The sequence below is a fragment of the Rhizobium sp. BE258 genome (assembly GCF_031457345.1).
Lineage (GTDB): Bacteria > Pseudomonadota > Alphaproteobacteria > Rhizobiales > Rhizobiaceae > Rhizobium.
The window spans coordinates 82,484-105,416 of the sequence record NZ_JAVDWL010000006.1; the positions used below are offsets into that span (position 1 = coordinate 82,484).

General features: G+C 61.1%; 18 protein-coding genes. 14 read left to right on the forward strand and 4 right to left on the reverse strand.

The features are described 5' to 3' along the window. The first annotated feature begins 39 nt into the window (after positions 1 to 39). The 6 genes from J2X43_RS21000 to xylA all read left to right on the forward strand — a co-directional run bounded on the left by J2X43_RS21000 (position 40) and on the right by xylA (position 8,062). Entirely contained in the window at positions 40 to 1,260 is a 1,221-nt protein-coding gene (locus J2X43_RS21000; protein WP_310296844.1) for an HlyD family efflux transporter periplasmic adaptor subunit, read from the forward strand. Between the two features lie 22 nt (positions 1,261 to 1,282). Beyond that, a complete protein-coding gene (locus J2X43_RS21005) occupies positions 1,283 to 2,872 on the forward strand; it encodes a DHA2 family efflux MFS transporter permease subunit (RefSeq protein WP_310296846.1) in 1,590 nt (529 codons plus the stop codon). 91 nt (positions 2,873 to 2,963) lie between these two features. Continuing rightward, complete coding sequence (locus J2X43_RS21010; protein ID WP_310296848.1) at positions 2,964 to 3,956, forward strand: alpha/beta hydrolase; 993 nt, start codon at positions 2,964 to 2,966, stop codon at positions 3,954 to 3,956. A gap of 100 nt (positions 3,957 to 4,056) precedes the next feature. Next, complete coding sequence (locus J2X43_RS21015) at positions 4,057 to 5,082, forward strand: LacI family DNA-binding transcriptional regulator (RefSeq protein ID WP_310296850.1); 1,026 nt, start codon at positions 4,057 to 4,059, stop codon at positions 5,080 to 5,082. 18 nt (positions 5,083 to 5,100) lie between these two features. Further along, the gene (xylB, locus tag J2X43_RS21020; protein ID WP_310296852.1) at positions 5,101 to 6,555 is read left to right on the forward strand and encodes a xylulokinase; all 1,455 of its coding nucleotides are present in this window, start codon (positions 5,101 to 5,103) and stop codon (positions 6,553 to 6,555) included. A gap of 196 nt (positions 6,556 to 6,751) precedes the next feature. After that, complete coding sequence (xylA, locus tag J2X43_RS21025; RefSeq protein WP_112516837.1) at positions 6,752 to 8,062, forward strand: xylose isomerase; 1,311 nt, start codon at positions 6,752 to 6,754, stop codon at positions 8,060 to 8,062. A 75-nt stretch (positions 8,063 to 8,137) separates the two neighbouring features. Here the strand turns inward: xylA and J2X43_RS21030 are convergent, their stop codons facing one another. The 3 genes from J2X43_RS21030 to J2X43_RS21040 form a co-directional block, all read right to left on the reverse strand. Continuing rightward, positions 8,138 to 8,521 (reverse strand): response regulator, encoded by a 384-nt coding sequence (locus J2X43_RS21030; protein WP_310296855.1) that lies wholly within the window; start codon positions 8,519 to 8,521, stop codon positions 8,138 to 8,140. A gap of 3 nt (positions 8,522 to 8,524) precedes the next feature. Beyond that, positions 8,525 to 10,531, reverse strand: coding sequence for a GAF domain-containing protein (locus J2X43_RS21035; RefSeq protein ID WP_310296857.1), 2,007 nt, complete (start codon positions 10,529 to 10,531; stop codon positions 8,525 to 8,527). Between the two features lie 322 nt (positions 10,532 to 10,853). Further along, positions 10,854 to 11,885 carry a LacI family DNA-binding transcriptional regulator gene (locus J2X43_RS21040; protein ID WP_310296859.1) on the reverse strand — a complete coding sequence of 344 codons (1,032 nt, stop codon included), beginning with the start codon at positions 11,883 to 11,885 and terminating at the stop codon, positions 10,854 to 10,856. 165 nt (positions 11,886 to 12,050) lie between these two features. On the opposite strand from J2X43_RS21040, the gene J2X43_RS21045 reads away from it, so the two are divergent. The 6 genes from J2X43_RS21045 (at position 12,051) to J2X43_RS21070 (ending at position 18,834) form a co-directional block, all read left to right on the forward strand. Next, the gene (locus J2X43_RS21045) at positions 12,051 to 13,574 is read left to right on the forward strand and encodes a sugar ABC transporter ATP-binding protein (protein ID WP_310296861.1); all 1,524 of its coding nucleotides are present in this window, start codon (positions 12,051 to 12,053) and stop codon (positions 13,572 to 13,574) included. An 80-nt stretch (positions 13,575 to 13,654) separates the two neighbouring features. After that, entirely contained in the window at positions 13,655 to 14,659 is a 1,005-nt protein-coding gene (locus J2X43_RS21050) for an ABC transporter permease (RefSeq protein ID WP_310296863.1), read from the forward strand. A gap of 87 nt (positions 14,660 to 14,746) precedes the next feature. Then, positions 14,747 to 15,694, forward strand: a complete 948-nt coding sequence (locus tag J2X43_RS21055; RefSeq protein ID WP_112385616.1) for a substrate-binding domain-containing protein — start codon at positions 14,747 to 14,749, stop codon at positions 15,692 to 15,694. A gap of 249 nt (positions 15,695 to 15,943) precedes the next feature. Continuing rightward, positions 15,944 to 16,996: a sugar phosphate isomerase/epimerase gene (locus J2X43_RS21060; protein WP_112385615.1), complete on the forward strand. Its 1,053-nt coding sequence runs from the start codon at positions 15,944 to 15,946 to the stop codon at positions 16,994 to 16,996. A gap of 171 nt (positions 16,997 to 17,167) precedes the next feature. Beyond that, entirely contained in the window at positions 17,168 to 18,355 is a 1,188-nt protein-coding gene (locus J2X43_RS21065; protein WP_112385614.1) for a Gfo/Idh/MocA family protein, read from the forward strand. A gap of 113 nt (positions 18,356 to 18,468) precedes the next feature. Beyond that, positions 18,469 to 18,834, forward strand: coding sequence for a hypothetical protein (locus tag J2X43_RS21070; RefSeq protein WP_310296866.1), 366 nt, complete (start codon positions 18,469 to 18,471; stop codon positions 18,832 to 18,834). Between the two features lie 46 nt (positions 18,835 to 18,880). Here the strand turns inward: J2X43_RS21070 and J2X43_RS21075 are convergent, their stop codons facing one another. Then, a complete protein-coding gene (locus tag J2X43_RS21075; protein ID WP_310297526.1) occupies positions 18,881 to 19,285 on the reverse strand; it encodes a DoxX family protein in 405 nt (134 codons plus the stop codon). Between the two features lie 239 nt (positions 19,286 to 19,524). On the opposite strand from J2X43_RS21075, the gene J2X43_RS21080 reads away from it, so the two are divergent. Together J2X43_RS21080 and J2X43_RS21085 are read left to right on the forward strand one after the other, a co-directional pair. Then, entirely contained in the window at positions 19,525 to 21,123 is a 1,599-nt protein-coding gene (locus J2X43_RS21080; protein WP_310296868.1) for an ABC-F family ATP-binding cassette domain-containing protein, read from the forward strand. 164 nt (positions 21,124 to 21,287) lie between these two features. Beyond that, positions 21,288 to 22,661 (forward strand): GH1 family beta-glucosidase, encoded by a 1,374-nt coding sequence (locus J2X43_RS21085; protein WP_310296870.1) that lies wholly within the window; start codon positions 21,288 to 21,290, stop codon positions 22,659 to 22,661. Positions 22,662 to 22,933 lie beyond the last annotated feature (272 nt).

A 22,933-nucleotide genomic window follows, 5' to 3' on the forward strand; every position in this document is an offset into this window, starting at 1 on the left:
CAGTTCGATTAAATCTACTCCATTATCCGGTGTCCGTCTATGTCCACTCAGAAAACCAATGTCGCACGCATTGTTAGCGATTCCGCCGAAGCCGAAGCGGCTAAGCCGGAAACTGCAGCCTCCGCGGACACCCCCACCGCGGAGGCTCGCAGTGCTCCTCAGCAGGCGCCTGCACCGGAAGTGAAGGCTGCCGAGCAGCCGCCGGTCAAGAAGAAGCGCAGTCTCGTTCTGCCGATCGTTGCGCTCGCGCTCATCGCAGGTGGCGGCTGGTATGGCTACGAATGGTGGACCAACGGCCGCTTCATGGTCTCGACCGATGACGCCTATATCGAAGGCGATATCGCGACGATCTCGCCGAAGGTCACCGGCTATGTTGCCAAGGTCAATGTCGTTGCCAACCAGCTGGTGAAAGCCGGCGACGTTCTGGCGACGCTCGACAATGGCGACTATCAGAACGCTCTCGATCAGGCCGAAGCGCAGATCGCCACGGAAAAGCTGTCGCTGAGCCGTATCGATGCACAGGTTGACGGTGCCAAGGCGGCTCTCGCCCAGGCCCAGGCACAGAAGGTGTCTCTCGATGCCGCCGTTCGCGGCGCCGAGATCACCCAGAAGCGCCAGAGCGACCTGCAGGCGAAGTCGGTCGGCACCGCTGCCGATCTCGATACCGCCAACATCGCGCTCGATCAGGCCAAGGCAAACCTCGTTGGCGGTGACGCCAACATCAAGTCGGCCGAAGCCAACATCACCATCCTGGAAGCGCAGCGCAAGGAAGCCGAAGGCTCTGTCCGGACGCTGGAACTGCAGCGCGACAAGGCCGCCCGCGACCTGTCCTTCACGGTTCTGAAGGCGCCCTATGACGGCGTTGTCGGCAATCGCTCGGTTCAGGAAGGGGATCTGGTTTCTCCCGGTCAGCGCCTGATGGCGCTTGTCCCGACCCGTCAGCTCTATATCGACGCGAACTTCAAGGAAACGCAGATCCAGCATCTGGTTCCGGGTTCGAAGGTCAATGTCCATGTCGACGCTTATGACGATCATGCGATCGTCGGCACCGTCGAGTCGATCTCGCCGGCCTCCGGCTCGGTCTTCTCGCTGCTGCCGCCTGAAAATGCGACGGGCAACTTCACCAAGATCATCCAGCGTGTGCCGGTTCGTATCGCGCTCCCGCAGGATGCACTGGATACCGGCCGTCTGCGTGCAGGCCTGAGCGTCGTTGTCGATGTCGACACGCGCACGGCGCCGGACGCACAGCAGGCAAAGTAATCAGCCAGGCGGAGTAAGGCCAATGGCCGCAGCTACCACTGCAGGAACCGTTCCCGGCGTCGGTGCCGAGGAACGGATGGACCCGCGCAAGCTCATCGCATTCTTTGCGATGGTGCTCGGCATGTTCATGTCGATCCTCGACATTCAGATCGTCTCGGCTTCGCTGGCTGAAATCCAGGCCGGCCTTTCCGCCGGCTCGGATGAAATCGGCTGGGTGCAGACCTCGTATCTGATCGCGGAAGTCATCATGATTCCGCTGTCGGGCACGCTCGCCCGCATCGTCTCGACGCGCTATCTCTTCGCCGTTTCGGCGGCGGGTTTCACGCTGTCGAGCGTGCTCTGTGCTACGGCGACGAATATCGACCAGATGATCGTCTACCGTGCGATCCAGGGCTTTATCGGCGGCGGCATGATCCCGTCGGTGTTTGCCGCTGCTTTCACGATCTTCCCGCCGTCGAAGCGCAGCGTCGTCTCGCCGATCATCGGCCTGATCGCGACGCTGGCGCCAACCATCGGCCCGACCGTCGGCGGTTATCTCAGCCACGCCTTCTCTTGGCATTGGCTGTTCCTCGTCAACGTCATTCCCGGCATCATCGTTGCTACCGTGACCTGGAACTTCATCGACTTCGACAAGCCTGAGCTTTCGCTGTTCAAGAAGTTCGACTGGTGGGGTCTGATTTCGATGGGCGTGTTCCTGGGCGCGCTGGAATATGTTCTCGAAGAGGGCAATTCGAACGACTGGTTCAACGACAATTATATCGTCATCGGCGCCATCGCCTCGGCGATCGCCTGTGTCGTCTTCTTCTACCGCGCGTTCACCGTCGATTTTCCGGTGGTTGATCTCAGGGCCTTCGCCAACCGGAACTTTGCCTTCGGCTCAGTTTTCTCCTTCGTCATGGGCATCGGTCTCTACGGCCTGACCTATATCTATCCGGTCTATCTCGGGCGCATCCGCGGCTATGACTCGCTGATGATCGGTGAGACGATGTTCGTCTCGGGTCTGGCGATGTTCTTTACCGCGCCGATCGCCGGCAAGCTGTCGACGAAGATGGACTTGCGCCTGATGATGGTCATCGGCTTCGTCAGCTTTGCGGCCGGTACCTATATCATGACCGGCCTGACCGACGACTGGGACTTCTACGAGCTTCTCGTGCCGCAGCTGTTCCGTGGTTTCGGGTTGATGATGTGTATGGTGCCGATCAACAACATCGCGCTTGGCACGATGCCGCCGGCCCGCATGCGCGGTGCCTCCGGTCTCTTCAACCTGACGCGTAACCTTGGCGGTGCCGTTGGTCTTGCGATCATCAACACGGTGCTCACCAATCGCCAGGACGTTCACTATGAGCGTCTGCGCGAGAATATGGACTGGGGCCATCCGGCCGCGATCGACCAGCTGAACAATCTCACCGCCAACTTCAATTCCTACGGGATGGATGGCGCGTCGGTGGCGATCAAGCAGATGGTCGGGCTGGCGACGAAGCAGGCGGTGATCCTGTCCTTCAGCGATATTTTTCTGATGCTGACGGCGCTGTTCCTGGCCATGGTGTTGGGCGTTGCGATGATTGCCAAGCCTGCGCCGCAAGGCGGCGGTGGCGGTGGCGGCGGTCACTGATCTCAGGTGTCTGAAAATAACGGCCGGCTTGGGAAACCAAAGCCGGCCGTTTTGCGTATAGGCTGCAGATCTCTCCAGCGGATGCCGCCTTATGTTTCAGTCTTCCGCCAGGGCAATTGCCTGGCTCTGCATCGTCCTGCCCCTGTTCGCATCCGCGCCTGCCAAGGCGGCCGTCAAGGAAGAGAGAATAGATGTCGGCGGCTACAAGCTGAACAGCGTCTTCATTCCGGCGTCCGGCAAGTCGTCGCTTCCACCCATCGTCTTCATCCATGGCGCCAGCGCCAATCTCTATGACCCGATGTTTTCCTTCCGTGAAAAGCTGGAGGGCAAGGCGGATCTGCTGTTCGTCGATCGTCCGGGTCATGGCCACTCCGATCGGGGCGGGCCGCAGAATGCCTTTCCGGATGGGCAGGCGGATGCGATTGCAGCGTTGATGAAGAAGCGCGGGATCAGCCGTGCGATCATCGTCAGCCATTCCTTTGGCGGCGCCGTTGCGGCGGCTTTCGCGCTTGATCATCCCGATATGGTTGCCGGTCTCGTGTTCCTGTCGCCCGCTGTTTATCCGTGGCCAGGTGGGATCGCCTGGTACTACGACGCAGCGACCGCGCCGGTGACCGGGCCGCTGTTTAGCGCGCTGGTCGTGCCGCCGGTCGGGCTGGCGATGGTCAACGGCGCGACAAATGGCGTGTTTGCGCCGAACAAGCGGCCGCCCGGCTATATTTCCAAGGCGCGAACGCTTCTGGCGCTGCGTCCAGCCGAATTCTACAACAATGCCACGGATGTCGCAAACCTGCTGGAGTGGACCAAGAAGGCCTCGCTGCGCTACCGGCAGATCAAGGCGCCGACGATTATCATCACCGGCGATACCGATAGCGTCGTCTCGCCAACTATCCACTCCACCCATCTGGCCAGGGATATCAGGCGCGCGCGGCTGATCGTCGTGCATAATCTCGGGCACAAGTCGGATTATGTCGCCCGCGACCTTGCCGTTGCCGCGATCGAAACGCTTGGCGGAAAGCGTCGGAATCTAGGGAAGATCGCCTTGGCGATCGAGGCGCGTATCGCCGGGGACGGCAAGAAATAGTCAATCTTTTCAAAGGCTGGTATCGACACTTCCGCTTCGATGAGATTTTTTGATTTACGTACATCAGAATTGGCGCTAAAGGGTTTCGTCAGGAGGAGTGATGAAGCCTACTGTCCACGATATCGCCGCCCATGCGGGGGTCAGCCTTGCGACTGTCGATCGCGTGCTGAACCAGCGTCCGGGCGTGCGCCACGTGACCCGCGAGAAGGTGGAAAACGCCATCCGCGAGATCGGTTATGTCAGGGACGTGGCAGCCGCCAATCTCGCCAAGGGCCGCACCTATTCCTTCGTTTTCATCCTTCCGGCCTCCGACAATTCCTTCATGCATGGACTGACGGCCGAGATCCGCGACGCTGTCGCCCGCTCGCCTATCGAGCGGACGCAAATCCGCACGGTCGAGGTTCCGGCGTTCGATCCCGATGCGCTGGTCAAGGCGCTGCAGGCGCTTGGCGCCGAGCGTCCGGCGGGCATTGCGCTGGTGGCGACTGATGCGCCCGAAGTCGTTGCTGCCGTCGATGCGCTGGTGCGCGATGGCATTCCTGTCGTCACCCTCGTTTCCGATCTGACGGGCTCCTTGCGCCACCACTATGCTGGTGTCGACAACATCGCTGCCGGGCGCACGGCAGCGCGTTTGCTGGGGCGCTTCGTTGGCGGCGCGAAGGGCGAGATCGCGGTGCTTGCCGGTTCCATGCTGGTGCGCGACCATCGCGAGCGGCTGGAAGGCTTTGCGGCGCTGATGGCGCAGGAATTCCCGGGTCTTTCAATCCTCCCCGTCATCGAAGGGCGCGACGATCCGGAGATGGCGCATATGCTGGTTTCCGACGCGCTTTCGAAGAACGATCGCATCGTCGGCATCTACAGCCTCGGCGCCGGTAACCGCGGCCTGATCAAGGCTTTGAAGGCCAAGGGCGCGGGGCGGCAGGTGACTGTCGTGGCGCATGAGCTGACGCCGAATACACGCGCCGCGCTTCTCGACGGAACGATTGACGCAATCTTGAACCAGGATGCCGGACATGAGGTGCGCAGCGCCATCCGTGTTCTGAAGGCAAAGGCGGACGGGCTTTCGCTGATCGATGCGCAGGAACGCATCCGCCTCGACATATTCTTGAAAGACAATCTGCCGTAACGGCAAAGGGAGAATGACATGTATCTGGGTCTCGATCTCGGAACCTCCGGCGTCAAGGCGATGCTGATCGACGGTGATCAGAAGATCATCGGTTCGGCCAATGGCGCACTCGATATCTCGCGTCCGCATTCCGGCTGGTCGGAGCAGGAGCCGTCGCACTGGATTCGCGCGACCGAAGAGGCGGTGGCTGGTCTGAAGGCCAAGCATCCGAAGGAGCTTGCCGCCGTCAAGGGCATCGGCCTGTCCGGCCAGATGCACGGCGCGACCTTGCTCGATGCTGACGACAAGGTGCTGCGCCCCTGCATTCTCTGGAACGATACCCGCAGCTATCATGAAGCCGCTGCACTCGATGCCGATCCGCGCTTCCGCAAGTTGACCGGCAACATCGTCTTCCCCGGCTTCACCGCGCCGAAGCTCGTCTGGGTCGCCAAGAACGAGCCGGAGATTTTCGCCAAGGTCGCCAAGGTTCTGCTGCCGAAGGATTATCTGCGCCTCTGGCTGACCGGTGAGCATATTTCCGAAATGTCGGATTCTGCCGGTACCTCCTGGCTCGATACCGGCAAGCGCACCTGGTCGTCCGAATTGCTCGCGGCAACCGGCCTCGATGAAAAGCAGATGCCTTCGCTGGTCGAAGGCACCGAGCAGGCCGGCAAGCTGCGCGGCGAACTCGCGTCCAAGTGGGGCATTGCAGGTACCGTCGTCGTCGCCGGTGGGGCAGGGGACAATGCGGCCTCGGCCTGCGGCATGGGTACGGTCAGCCATGGTGCTGCCTTCGTGTCGCTCGGCACGTCTGGTGTGCTCTTTGCGGCCAACGGCTCCTATCTGCCGAAGCCGGAAAGCGCCGTTCACGCCTTCTGCCACGCGCTTCCCAACACCTGGCATCAGATGGGCGTCATTCTCTCCGCCACCGACGCGCTGAACTGGCATTCACATGTGACGGGCAAGTCCGCCGCCGATCTGACCGGCGAGCTTGGCGACACGCTGAAGGCACCCTCGGGTGTTACCTTCCTTCCCTATCTCTCCGGCGAGCGCACGCCGCACAACGATGCGGTCATTCGCGGTGCCTTCATCGGCCTCGAGCATGAGAGCAGCCGTGCCGTTCTCACCCAGGCGGTGCTGGAAGGCGTGTCCTTCGCGATCCGCGACAATCTCGAAGCCCTGCGGTCTGCAGGCACCGATATTGCCCGGGTCACGGCGATCGGCGGGGGCTCGCGTTCGCGTTATTGGCTGGCCTCGATCGCGACGGCGCTCGGTGTGCCGGTCGATCTGCCGGCGGATGGCGATTTCGGCGCTGCCTTTGGTGCTGCGCGTCTCGGCCTGATCGCAGCGACAGGGGCAGACCCGGTTGCCGTCTGCACGCCGCCGGAGACGGATGGCACGATCGAGCCCGAGACGGCACTGACCGGCGCCTACGAGGATGCCTACAAGCGCTACCGTGCGCTCTATCCGGCGATCAAGTCGCTGGCGCATTGAACTCCATTCGACGGGAGGTGCGTTGAAAGACCCCTCCCCAACCCCTCCCCACAAGGGGGAGGGGCTTTGCCCCGAGTTTCTGCTTTGCCGATTGGGCAAGGCAGTGCCACCAGCTTTCTCCCCCCTTGTGGGGGAGATGCCGGCAGGCAGAAGGGGACTTTTGACACTCGCGATCGTTCCATAGGAGGAAACAACCATGAGCACCGGATTTTTCGGCGACATCCAGAAGATCAAATACGAAGGCCCAGACAGCACCAATCCGCTGGCCTTCCGTTACTACCAGCCGGACGAAATCGTTCTCGGCAAGCGGATGGAAGACCATCTGCGCTTCGCCGTTGCCTATTGGCACACGTTCACCTGGCCGGGCGGCGACCCCTTCGGTGGTCAGACCTTCCTGCGTCCGTGGTTCGAAGACACGATGAAGGCTGCGAAGCTGAAGGCTGATGTTGCCTTCGAATTCTTCCAGCTGCTCGGCGCACCCTATTACTGCTTCCACGACGCCGACGTGCGCCCGGAGGGCAATAACTTTGCCGAGAACACCAAGAACCTCAACGAGATCGTCGATTACTTCGCCGAAAAGCAGGCCGCGACCGGCACCAAGCTGCTCTGGGGTACGGCGAACCTCTTCTCGAACCGCCGCTACATGTCGGGTGCCGCGACCAACCCGGATCCTGAAGTCTTCGGCTTTGCCGCTGCGACGGTGAAGACCTGCCTCGACGCGACGCAGAAGCTCGGTGGCGAGAACTACGTTCTCTGGGGTGGCCGCGAAGGCTATGAGACGCTTCTCAACACCGACCTGAAGCGCGAGCTCGACCAAATGGGCCGCTTTCTCAACCTCGTGGTCGAGTACAAGCACAAGATCGGCTTCAAGGGCACGATCCTGATCGAGCCGAAGCCACAGGAGCCCACCAAGCACCAGTACGACTACGACGTCGCGACGGTTTACGGCTTCCTCAAGAAGCATGGCCTAGAGAACGAAGTGAAGCTCAACATCGAGCAGGGCCACGCGATCCTCGCCGGACATTCGTTCGAGCACGAGCTGGCGCTGGCCAACGCGCTCGGAATCTTCGGCTCCATCGACATGAACCGCAACGACTACCAGTCTGGCTGGGATACCGACCAGTTCCCGAACAACGTTCCGGAAATGGCGCTTGCTTACTACCAGGTTCTGCAGGCAGGCGGCTTCACCACCGGCGGCACGAACTTCGACGCCAAGCTTCGCCGCCAGTCGCTCGATCCGGCAGATCTGCTGATCGGTCATATCGGCGGCATGGATTGCTGCGCCCGTGGCCTCAAGGCTGCTGCCAAGATGGTTGAGGAAAAGGCTCTCTCCAAGCCGCTCGCCGACCGTTATGCCGGCTGGGATTCGGCCGAAGGACAGAAACTTTTCCGCGGCGAATACTCGCTGGAAGAGATCACCGGCTGGGTCGAAAGCAAGGACATCAACCCGCAGCCGCGTTCCGGCAAGCAGGAACTGCTCGAGAACGTTGTCAACCGTTACGTTTGATTGCGTCGATCGTCTAAACAGAAAGCCGGGAAGCGAAGGCTTCCCGGCTTTTTTCATGAGACAACAACAGACCGATCAGTGCGGTGCGCCGAACTCGACGAGTTTCTGCGTCACCCGGCGGGTATCGTAGGGCTTCGGGAAAAACACGCCGCGCACCGGAAGGACCACTTCCTCTTCGCGGATATGGCCAGAGGTGATGATGATTTCGATCGGCGGCCAGCGGTCGCGGATCGCGACGGCCAGCATCATTCCGTCGATGCTTCCCGGCATGTCGATATCGGTGAAAACGATACGGATATCGCTGCGCGCTTCCAGAATGCGAACCGCTTCCTCTGCATCGGCCGCGCCGATCGCCTCGAAACCGGCGTCTTCAACAAGGTCGATGGCCATCATCCGCTGCAGCGGCTCGTCTTCGACAACGAGAACGTGTAGTCTCGTGCCTGTGTGATCATCTCCCATAACTCAGTCGCTCCTTTGCATTTGCGAGAGCGACGCGGACATTTTGACCGAGTAGCCATCCGGGCTGTAACTGGTTTCCGTCCCGCCGGACCCTATGAGGCCCATTTTTATAAGCTTGGAACCGAAGCCCTTTTTGGTTGGTTCGAAAGCGGTCGGGCCGCCTTCTTCACGCCACGATAGGTGGAATGTAGCCTGTTCACCTCGACCTTCAATGGTCCAGGCCACATAAGCTGCGCCGCTTTCGGCCGAAAGAGAGCCGTATTTGACAGCGTTGGTGGCGAGCTCGTGCAGAAGCAGGGAAATCGATAGCGAGCCCTTGGGGCCAACAGCGGTTTTCGGCCCGGCTATCGTCACGCGATCGATGACGCCCAGCGATTCGATCGCCTTGACGACGAGATCGTGGACATTGGCGCTCAGCCAGTTGTCCTGCAGCAGGATATCGTGGGCGCGGCTCAGCGCATGCAGGCGGCGCTCGAAATTCTCGACATGCTCCCGCTCGGCCACTGGCTTGAGGGTCTGGGTGGCGATGGCCTGGATCATCGCGAAGGTGTTCTTCAGCCGGTGATTGATCTCGCGATTGAGAATATCCTGCTCGGCATCTGCCCTAACGCGGGCAATGGCGAGCTGAATGCGATCGCCGAAGCTGCGCACGAAGGCGAGCTCCTCGTTCGACCAGTCGTAGGGGTGGTTATGATGGACGAAAACCACCAGGCTGAAATGTCCGTGGTCGAAGATCGGCACATTGACCAATACCCGGATGTCCAGATCCAGGAGCGCTCTGGCATGATCGCTGGTTCGGGGATCCGAGCTGACATCCTCGATGATCACGGTGTCGCCAAGTTTCAGATCGTCGATGAAATTTCCGTAGTCGCGGAAACTATGGATGCCTGCAAGTGAGGCAATGCCGGGTGCCTGCCATTCCGGTTGCACCGACACTGTCTCGTTACCGGCATCAACAAGACCGAAGCCCGCCCGCGTGGCATCCAGCGCCTTGGCCATAAGATCAGCCGCAGCGATTGCCATCGATTCGATATCGTCAAGATTTCTCAGCCGGTCGCCGAGATCGAGCAGGGCCTGCGCGCGGGCGCTGGCCCGCTTCTCGGCGGTAACGTCCTGGACAGTTCCGCGAAGAGCCGTCGGTTTGCCGTCTGCGTCGGTCGTGAAGGCGGCATGCCGGGATATCCAGCGCACGCTTCGATGCTTGGTGCTGATGCGGTATTCCACATCCAGCAGCGCCGTGCCGTCCATCCGGGTCGAGGCACTCGTCTTGACGGACTGGTCGTCGGGAATCACCATGTCTTCGAATGTCGATGCCGGATAGGTTTCGGCGATCGGCACGTCGAAGATCCTGCAAAATTCGGGTGATACGCGCATCTGGCTGGTGGCGATATCGAGATCGAACGTTCCGATACGGCCGGCTTCCTGCGCCGCCATGTTCTTGTTGACGGACGAGCGCATCGCCGAGCTGATGCTTTTCTGGCGGCGGAACAGTTCATCCTTCCGGCTCGAAATGCGCCGCGCCTCCAGCAGCGCCACCACCTGCCGGGAGAGTGCCTGGAGGATCTTCAGCTGATCCGGGACCAGGCCTTCAGGGCGTGGAACCGTGTCGATGACGCAAAGCGTGCCGATGATCGTTCCGTCAGCGGTCACCAGCGGCGCTCCGGCGTAAAAACGAATGCCGGGCGGTGCTGTCACAAGCACATTGTCTCTGGTTCGCTCGTCTTTCGTCAGATCGGGGATGATGAGCGGCTGGGGACTCGATAGCGCATGAGCGCAGACGGACTGGTCGATCGGCGTCTCGCAGCTCTCAAGCCCGACTGCGGCCTTGAACCATTGCCGGTCGATCTCGACGAGGCTGATCAGCGCTACGGGCGTATGGCAAACCGAGGAGGCAACGAAGACGATGTCGTCGAATTCCGGTTCCGGAGCCGTGTCGAGAATGTCGAAGGCTTCAAGCGCATCAAGTCGCTTCTGATTTTCGGCATGGTGTCGATCGGGTATCGGCGGCACAGAATTCCCAGGTCCTATGTGGCTGTTTCAATTCTTGAATGTAGGCGGGTGGCGGAATTTTCTAGCGGAAACATCAGAGAGTCCAAAAAAGATCTTTGGCCTCGACAGATTGCTACTCAATGGAAGTGAGCCGGAACGAGCGCCCGGCATTAAGGACAACGAATGCCTGACCGGCTTTCGCATTTTGATTGGACGCCAGCCGCTGGGTGCAAACCACAATATCGACTGATGCAGCCAGCGTCCGGGTCAGCAAACGGCTGAACCTCGAAATTGTTCCCGCGGCCTTCGCCGATTTCCGGATTTCGGCAGCAATGCTGCGCGATTATCGCCTCTGCCAGTTCTTCGGCGGCGATGAGACGGAGTTGCGCACGACGAGATCCGGGCGCAGCAGGATTTCCGTCTCCGAGGGTTGGCCATCGCCCAGGAGTTCTAGCAGCAGCGCCATCGCCTGCTTGCCGATTGCCGTGCGCGGCTGGCGGATGGTGGTCAGCGACGGGCTCATGAACACGGCCTGCGGCACGTCGTCGAAACCGGTGACCGAGAAATCGCGCGGGATATCGTAGCCGCGGGCGTCGAGGCCGATCATCACGCCGATCGCCGTCTGGTCGTTGACGCACATGAAGGCGGTCGGCAACGTATCGCGCATGAACAGCTGCTCGACAGCATGGCGGCCGCTTTCGATCGTGCCGTCGCCTTCGAGAACGATGCGCGTTTCCTTCGGCACGCTTGCAGCGTCCAACCCTGCGTCATAGCCCTCGCGGCGGCGCGTGTAGGCGAGGCGGGTGCGGGAATCGCCGATGAAGGCGATCTTGCGGTGGCCCTCGGCCAGCAGGAGATCGACGGCCTTGCGCGCACCTTCTGTGTCATCGACGCCGACATAGGGAATGCCGCCATTGAAAACAGGTTCGAAGACGCCGACGCTCGGCGGCAGCCGGGCGGTCATCGTCTGGTGGCCGAAGGGCAGGATGCCGGTGAACAGGATGAGGCCGGCCGCCTGGTTCGAATTGAAGAACTTCAGATATTCGAGGCCGCGCTGGGCGTCGTTCTGCGTATGGCCGATCAGCACGCCGTAGCCATGGGCACGGGCCTCGTTTTCCAGGCCGACGAGAATGTTGGAGAAATTCGGGTCGCCGATATCCGGCGCGACCACGAGAATCATGTTTGACCGGCCGAGGCGCAGGCTGCGCGCCATCGCATTCGTCGTGTAGCCGGTGATGGCGATTGCCTGGTTGACCTTCAGGCGCGTCGAGTTCGCAACCTTTTCAGGCATGTGGATCGCGCGCGATACGGTCGCGATGGAAACCTCGGCAATCCGGGCGACGTCTTCGATCGTTGCGGGCGTGGAATTCGACACTGGGGGCTCGCCATAGGCTGTCTTCGCCGCGACACTACACAGACTTGCCGACAGGTCAAAGGCAGCCAGTCACAGATCTGTGTAAATCAATGATGTAAACCTTTACATCCCATATGTAAAGGTTTACATCATTCTCAAGCGGTGGGGAGCCGCAGGGAGGAAATGATGGTTGTGGAGCCTGCAGAGGCTGCGCCTTTGGTGCTGTCCGCGAAGCGAATTTGCAAATCCTTCAATGGGGTACAGGTTCTCTTCAGCGTCAACTTCGATCTGCGTGCCGGTGAGGTCCATGCGCTGATGGGCGAGAATGGCGCGGGCAAGTCCACCCTCGTCAAGGTTCTTTCCGGTTTCGAGCAGCCGACATCAGGCGAGATCCTTCTCGACGGTCAGCCGATCGTTCTGCCGCCCAATGGCGGCGCCGAAGCGCTCGGCATCGTCATCATTCACCAGGAATTCAATCTTGCCGACCATCTGACGGTCACCGAAAGCCTGTTTCTCGGCCGCGAAGTGACGCATTTCGGTGTGCTTGACCGGCGCTACATGCGCAAGGAAACGCGCCGCGTGCTCGATATGCTTGGTTCGCATGTCGATGAAGATGCGCTGATCAGCACGCTGTCGATCGCCGACAAGCAGATGGTCGAAATCGCCAAGGCGATCAGCCGCGATGCGCGCGTGGTCTTCATGGACGAGCCGACTGCGGTTCTGTCGCGCGAAGAAACCAGCATTCTCTTCGAGCAGGTCCGCAAGCTGCGCGACAAGGGGACAAGCTTCGTATTCGTCTCGCACAAGCTCGACGAAGTCATGGAATTGACCGACCGGGTCACGGTTCTGCGTGACGGGCAGTGGGTCAAGACGGCGCCGACCTCCATTCTTGATGGCGAATCCATTGCGCAGCTTATGGTCGGCCGTGAGCTTTCCAGTCTCTACCCGGCCAAGGTCGAGCCCAATGTCGATGAAGAAGTGGTGCTGAGCGTCAGCGGCGTTTCGACCGGTTACGTGCAGGATGCCAGTTTCGAGGTTCGCAAGGGCGAAGTCATCGGTTTCTCGGGCCTGATCGGCTCCGGGCGGACCGAGTTAATGGAGGCGATCGCCGGACTGCGTTCGCGCGTTTCCGGCGATGTCGTGATCAAGGGGCAAGAGGTTGCGTCCGGCGACGTGCATGCCGCCAATCGCGCCGGTCTCGCCTATATGACCAAGGACCGCAAGTCGAAGGGGCTGCTGCTGCGCTCCAACATGGTGACGAACCTGACGCTGCAGTCGCTCGGCCAGCATGTCGCCCACGGTTATCTCAGTCCCAACAGCGAGGCTGCGGCGCTGGCCAAGGCAAAGCGCCGTTTCGATATCCGCGTCCGCGACGCCAATATCGTTGCCGGCCGCATGTCTGGCGGCAACCAGCAGAAGCTGCTGCTCGCCAAAGTGATGGAGACTGAGCCTGACATCATCATCATCGACGAGCCGACGCGCGGCATCGATGTCGGCACCAAGCAGCAGATTTATCATTTCATTTCGGCGCTGGCCCGCGATGGCCGGTCGATCATTGTCGTCTCGTCGGAAATGCCGGAGGTTATCGGCCTCTGCACCCGGGTCTGTGTGATGCGCGAGGGGCGCATTGTCGGCGTGCTGGAGGGCGACGAAATCTCCGAACAAGAAATCATGCGCTATGCCGCGGGCCTGAAGAGGAAGGCCGCCTGACAATCCGGCAGGCGCCGCTTCGGCACGCGTTTCAACGATAAGATGCCCACAGGGTTTGGGTCGGGAGGTTGGTTTTGACAATGAGCATCAACGAGGAGACCAGAGAGATCCGGCGCCGCTCCTGGCGGGACGTCGATCTGCGCGCCGTGGCACCGTTCGCCGCGCTTTTCCTGCTTTTGATCGTCGGCGCCCTGGTCAATCCGAATTTCATCGGCATCACCAATCTTGCCAATGTCGCGACACGCTGTGCCTTCATCGCCATCATCGCAGTCGGTGCCACCTTCGTCATTTCCGCCGGTGACCTCGATCTGTCCGTCGGCTCGATGGTGGCCTTCGTTGCCAGCCTGATGATCCTTCTGCTCAACTCCGGCGTCATCGCCGATCCGACGATGATGCTTGCCGTCGCCGTCGTGTTCGCTGTCGTTGCGGGCGCGCTCTGCGGTCTGGCAAACGGCCTGATCACCACCATGGGCAAGATCGAGCCGTTCATTGCGACGCTCGGCACGATGGGCATCTATCGCGGCCTGACGACGTGGCTGTCGCAGGGCGGCGCCATCACGCTGCGCTCGCCCGAAATCCAGACGCTTTACCGTCCGGCCTATTTCGGCAGCTTCCTCGGCGTCCCGGTTCCGATCGTCGTCATTCTGGCGGTCACCGCCGTTGCCGCCTTCATTCTTTACCGCACGCGCTATGGCCGCCATGTGGTTGCCGTCGGTTCGAACAGCGATGTCGCCCGCTATTCGGGTATCGCAGTCAACAAGGTGCGCACCATTGCCTTCGTCATCCAGGGGCTCTGCGTGGCGATCGCGGTTCTGCTGTACGTGCCGCGTCTCGGTTCGACCTCGGCCACCACCGGCATTCTCTGGGAGCTGCAGGCAATCACGGCCGTCGTCGTCGGCGGCACGGCGCTGAAGGGTGGAGCAGGGCGCGTCTGGGGCACGATCTGCGGCGCCTTCATTCTTGAGCTCGTCGGCAATATCATGCTGCTGTCGAATTTCATCAGCGAATATCTCATCGGTGCGATCCAGGGTGCGATCATCATTATCGCCATGCTGGTGCAGCGCTCGCTGGTCCGGAAGGGATAACGGACCGCAACAACAATTGGCCGGGCTCACAGGGCGTCCGGTTTACGGGTAGGAAAGTCCCTGAAGTTATGTTGGGAGGAGAATAGCATGCGCAAACTCATGTTGGGTCTTGCGGTTGCGGCCGTCGCAGTGGCGGGTTCCGCATACGCACAGGACAAGAAGTTCACCATCGGCGTGTCCATTCCGGCCGCCGACCACGGTTGGACCTCTGGTGTGGTGTTCCATGCCGAACGCGTCGCCAAGAAGTTGATGGAAGAGCATCCTGGCCTGAACGTCATCGTCAAGACCTCGCCGGACGCTGCCAGCCAGGCAAACGCCGTGCAGGACCTCGATACGCAGGGCATCGATGCCCTCGTCATCCTGCCGTCGGATCCGGATCCGTTGGTCAACGCCATCAAGGAAGTCAAGGGCAAGGGCAAGTATGTCGCTCTCGTCGACCGTGCTCCTTCGACCAACGACGATTCCGTCCGCGACCTCTATGTTGCCGGTAACAACCCGGCACTCGGCGAAGTCGCCGGCAAGTATATTGCCGCTCAGACGCCGGACGCACAGGTCGTCGTTATCCGCGGTCTGCCGATCCCGATCGATCAGCAGCGCCAGGACGGCTTCGACAAGGGCATTGCAGGCTCCAACGTCAAGGTTCTCGACCGCCAGTACGGCAACTGGAACCGCGACGATGCCTTCAAGGTCATGCAGGACTACCTGACCAAGTACCAGAAGATCGACGTCGTATGGTGCCAGGACGATGACATGGCTGTCGGCGTACTCCAGGCCATCGAGCAGGCCAAGCGCACCGACATCAAGTATGTCGTTGCCGGTGCAGGCTCCAAGGACATGATCAAGAAGGTCATGGACGGCGACAAGATGATTCCGGTCGATGTTCTCTATCCGCCGGCAATGGTCGGTACGGCCATGGAACTGACGGCTGCTGGTCTTTACGATCAGGTTCCGGTTCGCGGCACCTTCGTTCTTGATGCGACGCTCGTCACCAAGGACAATGCCAAGGATTTCTACTTCCCGGATTCTCCGTTCTGATCATTCGCTTCAGATGCGCCCATTCGCAAGGATGGGCGCATTTTTCATGTCTCGATTTCGCATGCGGACGAATTTGCGGCACGTACCTCTTGCAGCTGCCGGTGAGGCGTGTTTAGTTCGCTCACCATTTGACTTCCGGCTATCCAGCCACATTTGCCGCAAGTGCGTGGAGGCGCCTTGCTCCCGCCAGAATGCGTGTGACAGATTATCATAAACGTTTACGGTCGCTAATCAGGGAGGATTTCTGACATGAAGACGATCAAGGGGCCGGGCCTGTTCCTCGGCCAGTTCGCAGGCGATACAGCGCCTTTCAACTCATGGGATGCGATCACCAAATGGGCGGCCGACACAGGCTATAAGGGCGTCCAGGTTCCGACCTGGGCAAGCCAGCTCATCGACCTCAAGAAGGCCGCATCCTCCAAGGATTACTGCGACGAGTTTGCCGGTGTGGCGCGCCAGAACGGCGTCGAGATCACCGAGCTTTCGACGCATCTGCAGGGCCAGCTGGTTGCCGTTCACCCGGCCTATGACGAAGCCTTCGATGGCTTTGCGGCGCCTGAAGTGCGCGGCAATCCGAAGGCGCGCCAGGCATGGGCCGTCGAGCAGGTGAAGATGGCGCTGACGGCGTCGAAGCATCTCGGCATCAAGGCGCATGCGACCTTCTCGGGCGCGCTCGCCTGGCCGTTCATCTATCCGTGGCCGCAGCGCCCGGCAGGTCTGGTCGAAACCGCTTTCGACGAGCTCGCCAAGCGCTGGACGCCGATCCTCGATCACGCCGATTCCTGCGGCGTCGATGTTTGCTACGAAATCCATCCGGGCGAAGACCTGCATGATGGCGTCACCTTCGAGATGTTCCTGGAGCGCGTGAAGAACCATCCGCGCGCCAACATGCTCTATGACCCGTCGCACTACGTCCTGCAGTGCCTGGACTACCTTGAGAACATCGACATCTACAAAGACCGGATCAAGATGTTCCACGTCAAGGATGCCGAGTTCAATCCGACCGGACGCCAGGGCGTCTATGGCGGCTATCAGGGCTGGGTCGAGCGTGCAGGCCGCTTCCGTTCGCTGGGCGATGGCCAGGTCGATTTCGGCGCCGTCTTCTCGAAGATGACCGCCAACAATTTCGACGGCTGGGCCGTGGTTGAATGGGAATGCGCGCTGAAGCATCCGGAAGACGGTGCCCGTGAAGGCGCCGAATTCGTCAAGGCACATATCATCCGCGTCACCGAGAAGGCGTTCGACGACTTCGCCGCGGGCGGCACCGATCAGGCCGCCAACCGGCGGATGCTGGGGATTTAACGAAAATACCCCTCCCTAACCCCTCCCCACAAGGGGGAGGGGCTTCTCGCGGCGTTGCTACGACCTGTTATTGGTGCGGGGCAGCGCGGCGAGTTTTCTCCCCCCTTGTGGGGGAGATGCCCGGCAGGGCAGAGGGGGACTTTCGCGAGATTTGATTTCGAGGAGGATACAATGGCAATCGAAGCATCAAACGAACAGACGCGCGAACCGCGCATTCGCCTCGGCATGGTCGGCGGCGGGGCTGGCGCATTCATCGGCGCCGTGCACCGCATGGCGGCCCGTCTGGACGACCAATACGAACTGATCGCTGGGGCGCTGTCCTCGACGCCGGAAAAGGCGCAGGCCTCCGGCCGCGATCTCGGTCTCGATCCGTCGCGCACCTATTCCAGCTATCGCGAGATGGCGATCCGCGAAGCGAAGCTGAAGAATGGCATCGAAGCGGTGTCGATCGTGACGCCGAACCATGTGCATTACGATGCCGCCAAGGAGTTTCTTCGCCGTGGCATCCACGTCATTTGCGACAAGCCGCTGACGTCGAATCTTGCCGATGCCAAGAAGCTGAAGAAGATCGCCGATGAGAGCGGTGCGCTCTTCATTCTGACGCATAACTACACCGGCTATCCGATGGTCCGCCAGGCGCGTGAGATGATCGCCAATGGCGAGCTCGGCGATATCCGCCTGGTGCAGGCGGAGTATCCGCAGGACTGGCTGACGGAAGCCGTCGAGCAGCAGGGCGCCAAGCAGGCGGTCTGGCGCACCGATCCGGCCCAATCCGGCGCCGGCGGCTCGACCGGGGACATCGGCACACATGCCTATAATCTCGGCTGCTTCGTTTCCGGCCTGGAACTCGACAGTCTTGCTGCAGATCTCGACAGCTTTGTCGAGGGACGCCGTCTCGACGACAATGCGCATGTGATGCTGCGCTACAAGGCGAAGGGCAAGGAAAAGCCGGCCAAGGGCATGCTCTGGTGCAGCCAGGTGGCGCCGGGCCATGAGAACGGTCTGAAGGTTCGCGTCTATGGCACCAAGGGTGGTATCGAGTGGGTCCAGGCCGATCCGAACTATCTGTGGTTCACGCCGTTCGGCGAGCCGAAGCGGCTGATCACCCGCAATGGTGCCGGTTCGGGTGCCGCCGCCGCCCGCGTCTCGCGCGTTCCATCCGGCCATCCCGAAGGTTATCTCGAAGCCTTTGCGACGATCTATACGGAAGCGGCTCATGCCATCAACGCTGCCAAGAAGGGCAAGCCCGTCGACAAGGCCGTGGTCTACCCAACGGTCGATGACGGCGTGAAGGGTGTCGCCTTCGTCGAAGCCTGCGTCGCGTCTTCCAAGAAGAACGGCGGCTGGGTCAAAGTCTGATCCGAGGTCGGTTCGTTTCGAATGAGCGTATTCCCTTCAATCTTAGGGAATGCGCTCATTCGCGTTTAAGGGGATTGTGAAAGAAGAGGGCCGCAACCATATGGGGAGGCCCGATGACATTCTCTTTCCGCATCATGACATGCATTCTGGCGCTGGCAGCCATTCCGGCATCGGCGCAACAGCTCATTCCTGGCGGGCAGCGTGTGCCCGGAACCGTCAATGTTCAATCGACGATGTCGATGTCGGTTCCGGCTGACGCGACGCAGAACCCTTCCGAACAGATCGAACTGGCGCAGAAGACCTTCTATGCTATGGCCGGGCGGCAGCGCTCGCTGGTTCTGGAGACGGTGGGCGAGAGCTGCCAGATCACCAATCTCAGCAACAATGCCGATCTTAATCGCGGCAATGGCAGTTTCATCACGGTGCGTGGCACCGTTACGATGGCCGTCAAGCTCAAGGGGCAGGCCGACAAGCCTTGAGACCCCAAGGCTGAAGCGGATAACCGCTTCAGCCTTACCGTTTGGTTCAGACGGCTGTGGCCTGCTTGCGCTTCAGCAGCGCATCGACGCTGAAGGGGCCGGCGCCCGCGGCGACAAAATAGAGCATGACGAAGCAGAACAGGATCGCGGCGACACCACCGTTCTGCGCCGGATAGAAGCTTTTCGGCGCATGAGCGATGAAATAGGCGAAGGCCATCAGGCCGGAGAGAACGAAAGCTGCGGCCCGCGTCTTGAAGCCGATCAGCACCAGGAAACCGAGCACCAGTTCCAGCATGCCGGCAATCCATGACATGGAGCCAACCGGCGGCACGCTTGCCGCGGCGGGGAAATGCAGGATCTTCTGCGTCCCGTAGCTGAAGAGTACGAGCGACGAGACGATGCGCAGCAGGCTGAGAAGATGCGGCTGCAGCAGGTGGATGGAAGCGAGCATCGGGTTCCTTTCGTTGTTATCTCCCATTCCGCTCTCACCCGGCGCATCGCCGATCTCAAGTCACGACTTCTGACATCAGCGTTATCACGCTGCGAGCGCGCCATCCGCATGCGCCTTGATTTGACCGCCTTGCCTGCCTAGATTGCCGTCATCCCGCAATACCAACAGGATGTGTGCCACCATGGATTTCACCCAGATCGCAATGCCGTCTCGCCTTGCCATCCGGGAGTTCTCTATCCATGCCTGCCTCCATCACTCTTTCCAATCTTTCGTGGTCGACGCCTGACGGGCGGCCGCTTCTTTCTGGTCTCGATCTGAGCTTCGGTGCCGAGCGCACAGGACTTGTCGGGCGCAATGGCGCCGGCAAGACGACGCTGCTGAAGTTGGTGACCGGCGAGCTGCAGCCGCTGTCCGGCAACATTGCCTTCGACGGGCGCCTCGGCGTTCTCCGCCAGTCGGTTCAGGTCGAAGCCAGGGCAACAATCGCCGATCTCTTCGACGCCAGCGATGCTCTCGCCGTCCTTATGAGGGCCGAGCGTGGCGAGGCGAGTGGCGAGGAGCTTGCCCACGCCGACTGGACGCTCGAGTCCCGCATGGCTTCGGCCCTCGAACGCGTCGGCCTCGATGCTCTGCCGGAAACGGTGCTGGCGTCACTTTCCGGCGGTCAACGCACCCGAGCGGGTTTGGCGGCGCTGATTTTTACCGAACCCGATTTTCTGATCCTTGATGAGCCGACCAACAATCTCGACCGCGAGGGCAGGGATGCGGTGATCGCGTTGCTGCGCGATTGGCGCGGCGGCGCGCTTGTTGTCAGCCATGACCGCGAGCTGCTGGAGACGATGGATGCGATCGTCGAACTGACGGCGCTGGGTGCCGGGCGCTATGGCGGCGGCTGGAGCGCTTTTCAGGAGCGCAAGGCGATTGAGCTTGCCGCTGCCGAACATGGTCTCGCCGACGCCGAGAAGCGGATCGACGAGGTCAATCGCAGCGCCCAGCTGGCGGCCGAGCGGCAGGCGCGAAGCGATCGCGGCGGGCGGATCAAGGCGGCGCGTGGTGACATGCCCCGGATTGTCGCCGGTGGGCTGAAACGCAAGGCTGAGAATACCCGCGGCGAGCGGGTGCGGCTCGGCGAGAAACGGCGGGAGCACGCACTTGGCGAGGCTTCGGTGGCGCGCGGCAAGATCGAAGTCCTGCAACCTTTTGCAGTCAGGCTGGAACCGACCGGCTTGCCGCCGTCCCGTGTGGTGCTGCGGCTCGAAGGCGTCACGGCCGGATATGCGCCGGGGCGGCCTATCATCCACGATCTGTCTCTGGCGCTGACAGGGCCGGAGCGTGTGGCGATCTCAGGCCCGAACGGCTCCGGCAAGACGACGCTTCTGGCGCTGATCACCGGTGTGCTTGACCCGTGGGGCGGCACGGTTTCGGTTCCTGCCGGGTATGCGTTCTTCGATCAGAGCGTCAGCCTGCTCGATCCCGGGCTCAGTGTCCGGGAGAATTTCCGTGCCCTCAATCCGGGCGCGGATGAGAATGCCTGCCGGGCGGCGCTGGCAAGGTTCATGTTCCGCGCCGACGCAGCACTGCAGCAGGTCTCGACGCTGAGCGGCGGGCAGCGGTTGCGGGCCGGGCTCGCCTGCGTGCTCGGCGGACCGAAGCCGCCGCCGCTGCTCATCCTGGACGAGCCGACCAACCATCTGGACATCGACTCGATCGCTGCTGTCGAAGCGGGGCTCGCTGCCTATGACGGCGCGCTTCTGGTCGTCAGCCATGACGAAGTGTTCCTCGGCAATATCAGTATCACGAGACGGGTTCTGATGCCGTCGGGCGCAACCATGCTCTGATGGCCGGACGAAGCGTAGCGGGAAGCCGGTCCTGAAGCCGGAATCTATCTGCAACGTTACAGTTTTGACATTCGGGGCCTGTACAAGACATTCCGGCTTGGCTAAACCGCCGCCAACGATGGCCGCGCCGGCCGACCTGAACAGCACTAAGACGGGAAAACATCATGATCGATCCGAAGCTTCTCGCAGCCCGCTTCCCGGGCGACTTCACCTTCGGCGTGGCGACAGCCGCCTTCCAGATCGAAGGCGCCTCCAAGGCCGATGGCCGCAAGCCCTCCATCTGGGATGCGTTCTGCAACATGCCCGGCCGCGTCTATAACCGGGATAACGGCGATGTCGCCTGCGATCACTATAACCGCCTCGACGAAGACCTCGACCTGATCAAGGAGATGGGCGTTTCGGCATACCGCTTCTCGATCGCCTGGCCGCGCATCATCCCCGACGGTACCGGCCCGGTGAACGAGGCTGGTCTCGATTTTTACGACCGTCTCGTCGATGGCTGCAAGGCGCGCGGCATCAAGACCTTCGCGACGCTTTACCATTGGGATCTGCCGCTGCTGCTCGCCGGCGACGGCGGCTGGACGGCGCGCTCGACCGCCTATGCATTCCAGCGCTATGCCAAGACGGTTATGGCCCGCCTCGGCGACCGCCTCGATACGGTCGCAACCTTCAACGAGCCGTGGTGCATCGTTTGGCTCAGCCACCTCTATGGCATCCATGCTCCGGGCGAGCGCAACATGCAGGCAGCGCTCCATGCGATGCACTACATGAACCTCGCCCATGGTCTCGGTGTCGAAGCGATCCGCTCCGAGGCGCCGAATGTTCCTGTCGGTCTGGTGCTCAACGCCTCGTCGATCATTCCGGGTTCCGACAGTCCGGCTGATCTCGCCGCCGCCGAGCGCGCGCATCAGTTCCACAACGGCGCCTTCTTCGATCCGGTTTTCAAGGGCGAGTATCCGAAGGAATTCGTCGAGGCACTCGACGATCGGATGCCCGTCATCGAAGACGGCGACCTGAAGATCATCAACCAGAAGCTCGATTGGTGGGGCCTCAACTACTACAAGCCGGACCGCGTCCGCGACGATGCCTCGAAGAAGGGCGATTTCCCCTGGACTGTCGAGGCGGCACCGGCGAGCGACGTGAAGACCGATATCGGCTGGGAAGTCTATGCGCCCGGTCTCAAGCATCTGGTCGAGGATCTCTACCGCCGCTACGAACTGCCGGAGTGCTACATCACCGAGAACGGTGCCTGCGACAACACCGATGTTGCGAATGGCGAAGTCGATGACACGATGCGCCTCGACTACGTCAGCGATCACCTCGATGTCGTCGCCAACCTGATCAAAGATGGCTACCCGATGCGCGGCTACTTCGCCTGGAGCCTGATGGACAATTTCGAATGGGCGGAAGGCTACAAGATGCGCTTTGGCCTCGTTCATGTTGATTACAACACACAGGTCCGCACCGTGAAGAAGAGCGGCAAGTGGTATCGCGAGCTCGCCGGCCAGTTCCCGAAGGGCAACCACAAGACAGCCTGACCGGAGCTTCGCCTCTACTCTGGAGTTCAGCAAAAATTGCGGAAAATCAGCCCTGGGTTTCGGGGGTGATTTTGGTAACCCGAATCGGGACCGGAAATCGGTTTCTGCTCCGATTTTTCCGCGTCACGGCACTGAATAAGCAGCATGGTGCGGCCGCGAAATATGCAGCAAAGTCAGCCGCTTCCGGTGTTCTGGGGGCGGTTTTTGCATAGATAGCGAAATTTATCTTTAAAACACCCGCTGATTAATCGTTTTGCCGTGATTTTTAACAG

What these genes read in the sequence shown, in the direction of transcription:
- J2X43_RS21000 (WP_310296844.1), top strand. Translation starts at nt 40, where the DNA reads ATGTCCACTCAGAAAACCAATGTCGCACGCATTGTTAGCGATTCCGCC.
- J2X43_RS21005 (WP_310296846.1), top strand. Translation starts at nt 1,283, where the DNA reads ATGGCCGCAGCTACCACTGCAGGAACCGTTCCCGGCGTCGGTGCCGAG.
- J2X43_RS21010 (WP_310296848.1), top strand. Translation starts at nt 2,964, where the DNA reads ATGTTTCAGTCTTCCGCCAGGGCAATTGCCTGGCTCTGCATCGTCCTG.
- J2X43_RS21015 (WP_310296850.1), top strand. Translation starts at nt 4,057, where the DNA reads ATGAAGCCTACTGTCCACGATATCGCCGCCCATGCGGGGGTCAGCCTT.
- xylB (WP_310296852.1), top strand. Translation starts at nt 5,101, where the DNA reads ATGTATCTGGGTCTCGATCTCGGAACCTCCGGCGTCAAGGCGATGCTG.
- xylA (WP_112516837.1), top strand. Translation starts at nt 6,752, where the DNA reads ATGAGCACCGGATTTTTCGGCGACATCCAGAAGATCAAATACGAAGGC.
- J2X43_RS21030 (WP_310296855.1), bottom strand. Translation starts at nt 8,521, where the DNA reads ATGGGAGATGATCACACAGGCACGAGACTACACGTTCTCGTTGTCGAA.
- J2X43_RS21045 (WP_310296861.1), top strand. Translation starts at nt 12,051, where the DNA reads ATGGTTGTGGAGCCTGCAGAGGCTGCGCCTTTGGTGCTGTCCGCGAAG.
- J2X43_RS21050 (WP_310296863.1), top strand. Translation starts at nt 13,655, where the DNA reads ATGAGCATCAACGAGGAGACCAGAGAGATCCGGCGCCGCTCCTGGCGG.
- J2X43_RS21055 (WP_112385616.1), top strand. Translation starts at nt 14,747, where the DNA reads ATGCGCAAACTCATGTTGGGTCTTGCGGTTGCGGCCGTCGCAGTGGCG.
- J2X43_RS21060 (WP_112385615.1), top strand. Translation starts at nt 15,944, where the DNA reads ATGAAGACGATCAAGGGGCCGGGCCTGTTCCTCGGCCAGTTCGCAGGC.
- J2X43_RS21065 (WP_112385614.1), top strand. Translation starts at nt 17,168, where the DNA reads ATGGCAATCGAAGCATCAAACGAACAGACGCGCGAACCGCGCATTCGC.
- J2X43_RS21070 (WP_310296866.1), top strand. Translation starts at nt 18,469, where the DNA reads ATGACATTCTCTTTCCGCATCATGACATGCATTCTGGCGCTGGCAGCC.
- J2X43_RS21075 (WP_310297526.1), bottom strand. Translation starts at nt 19,285, where the DNA reads ATGCTCGCTTCCATCCACCTGCTGCAGCCGCATCTTCTCAGCCTGCTG.
- J2X43_RS21080 (WP_310296868.1), top strand. Translation starts at nt 19,525, where the DNA reads ATGCCTGCCTCCATCACTCTTTCCAATCTTTCGTGGTCGACGCCTGAC.
- J2X43_RS21085 (WP_310296870.1), top strand. Translation starts at nt 21,288, where the DNA reads ATGATCGATCCGAAGCTTCTCGCAGCCCGCTTCCCGGGCGACTTCACC.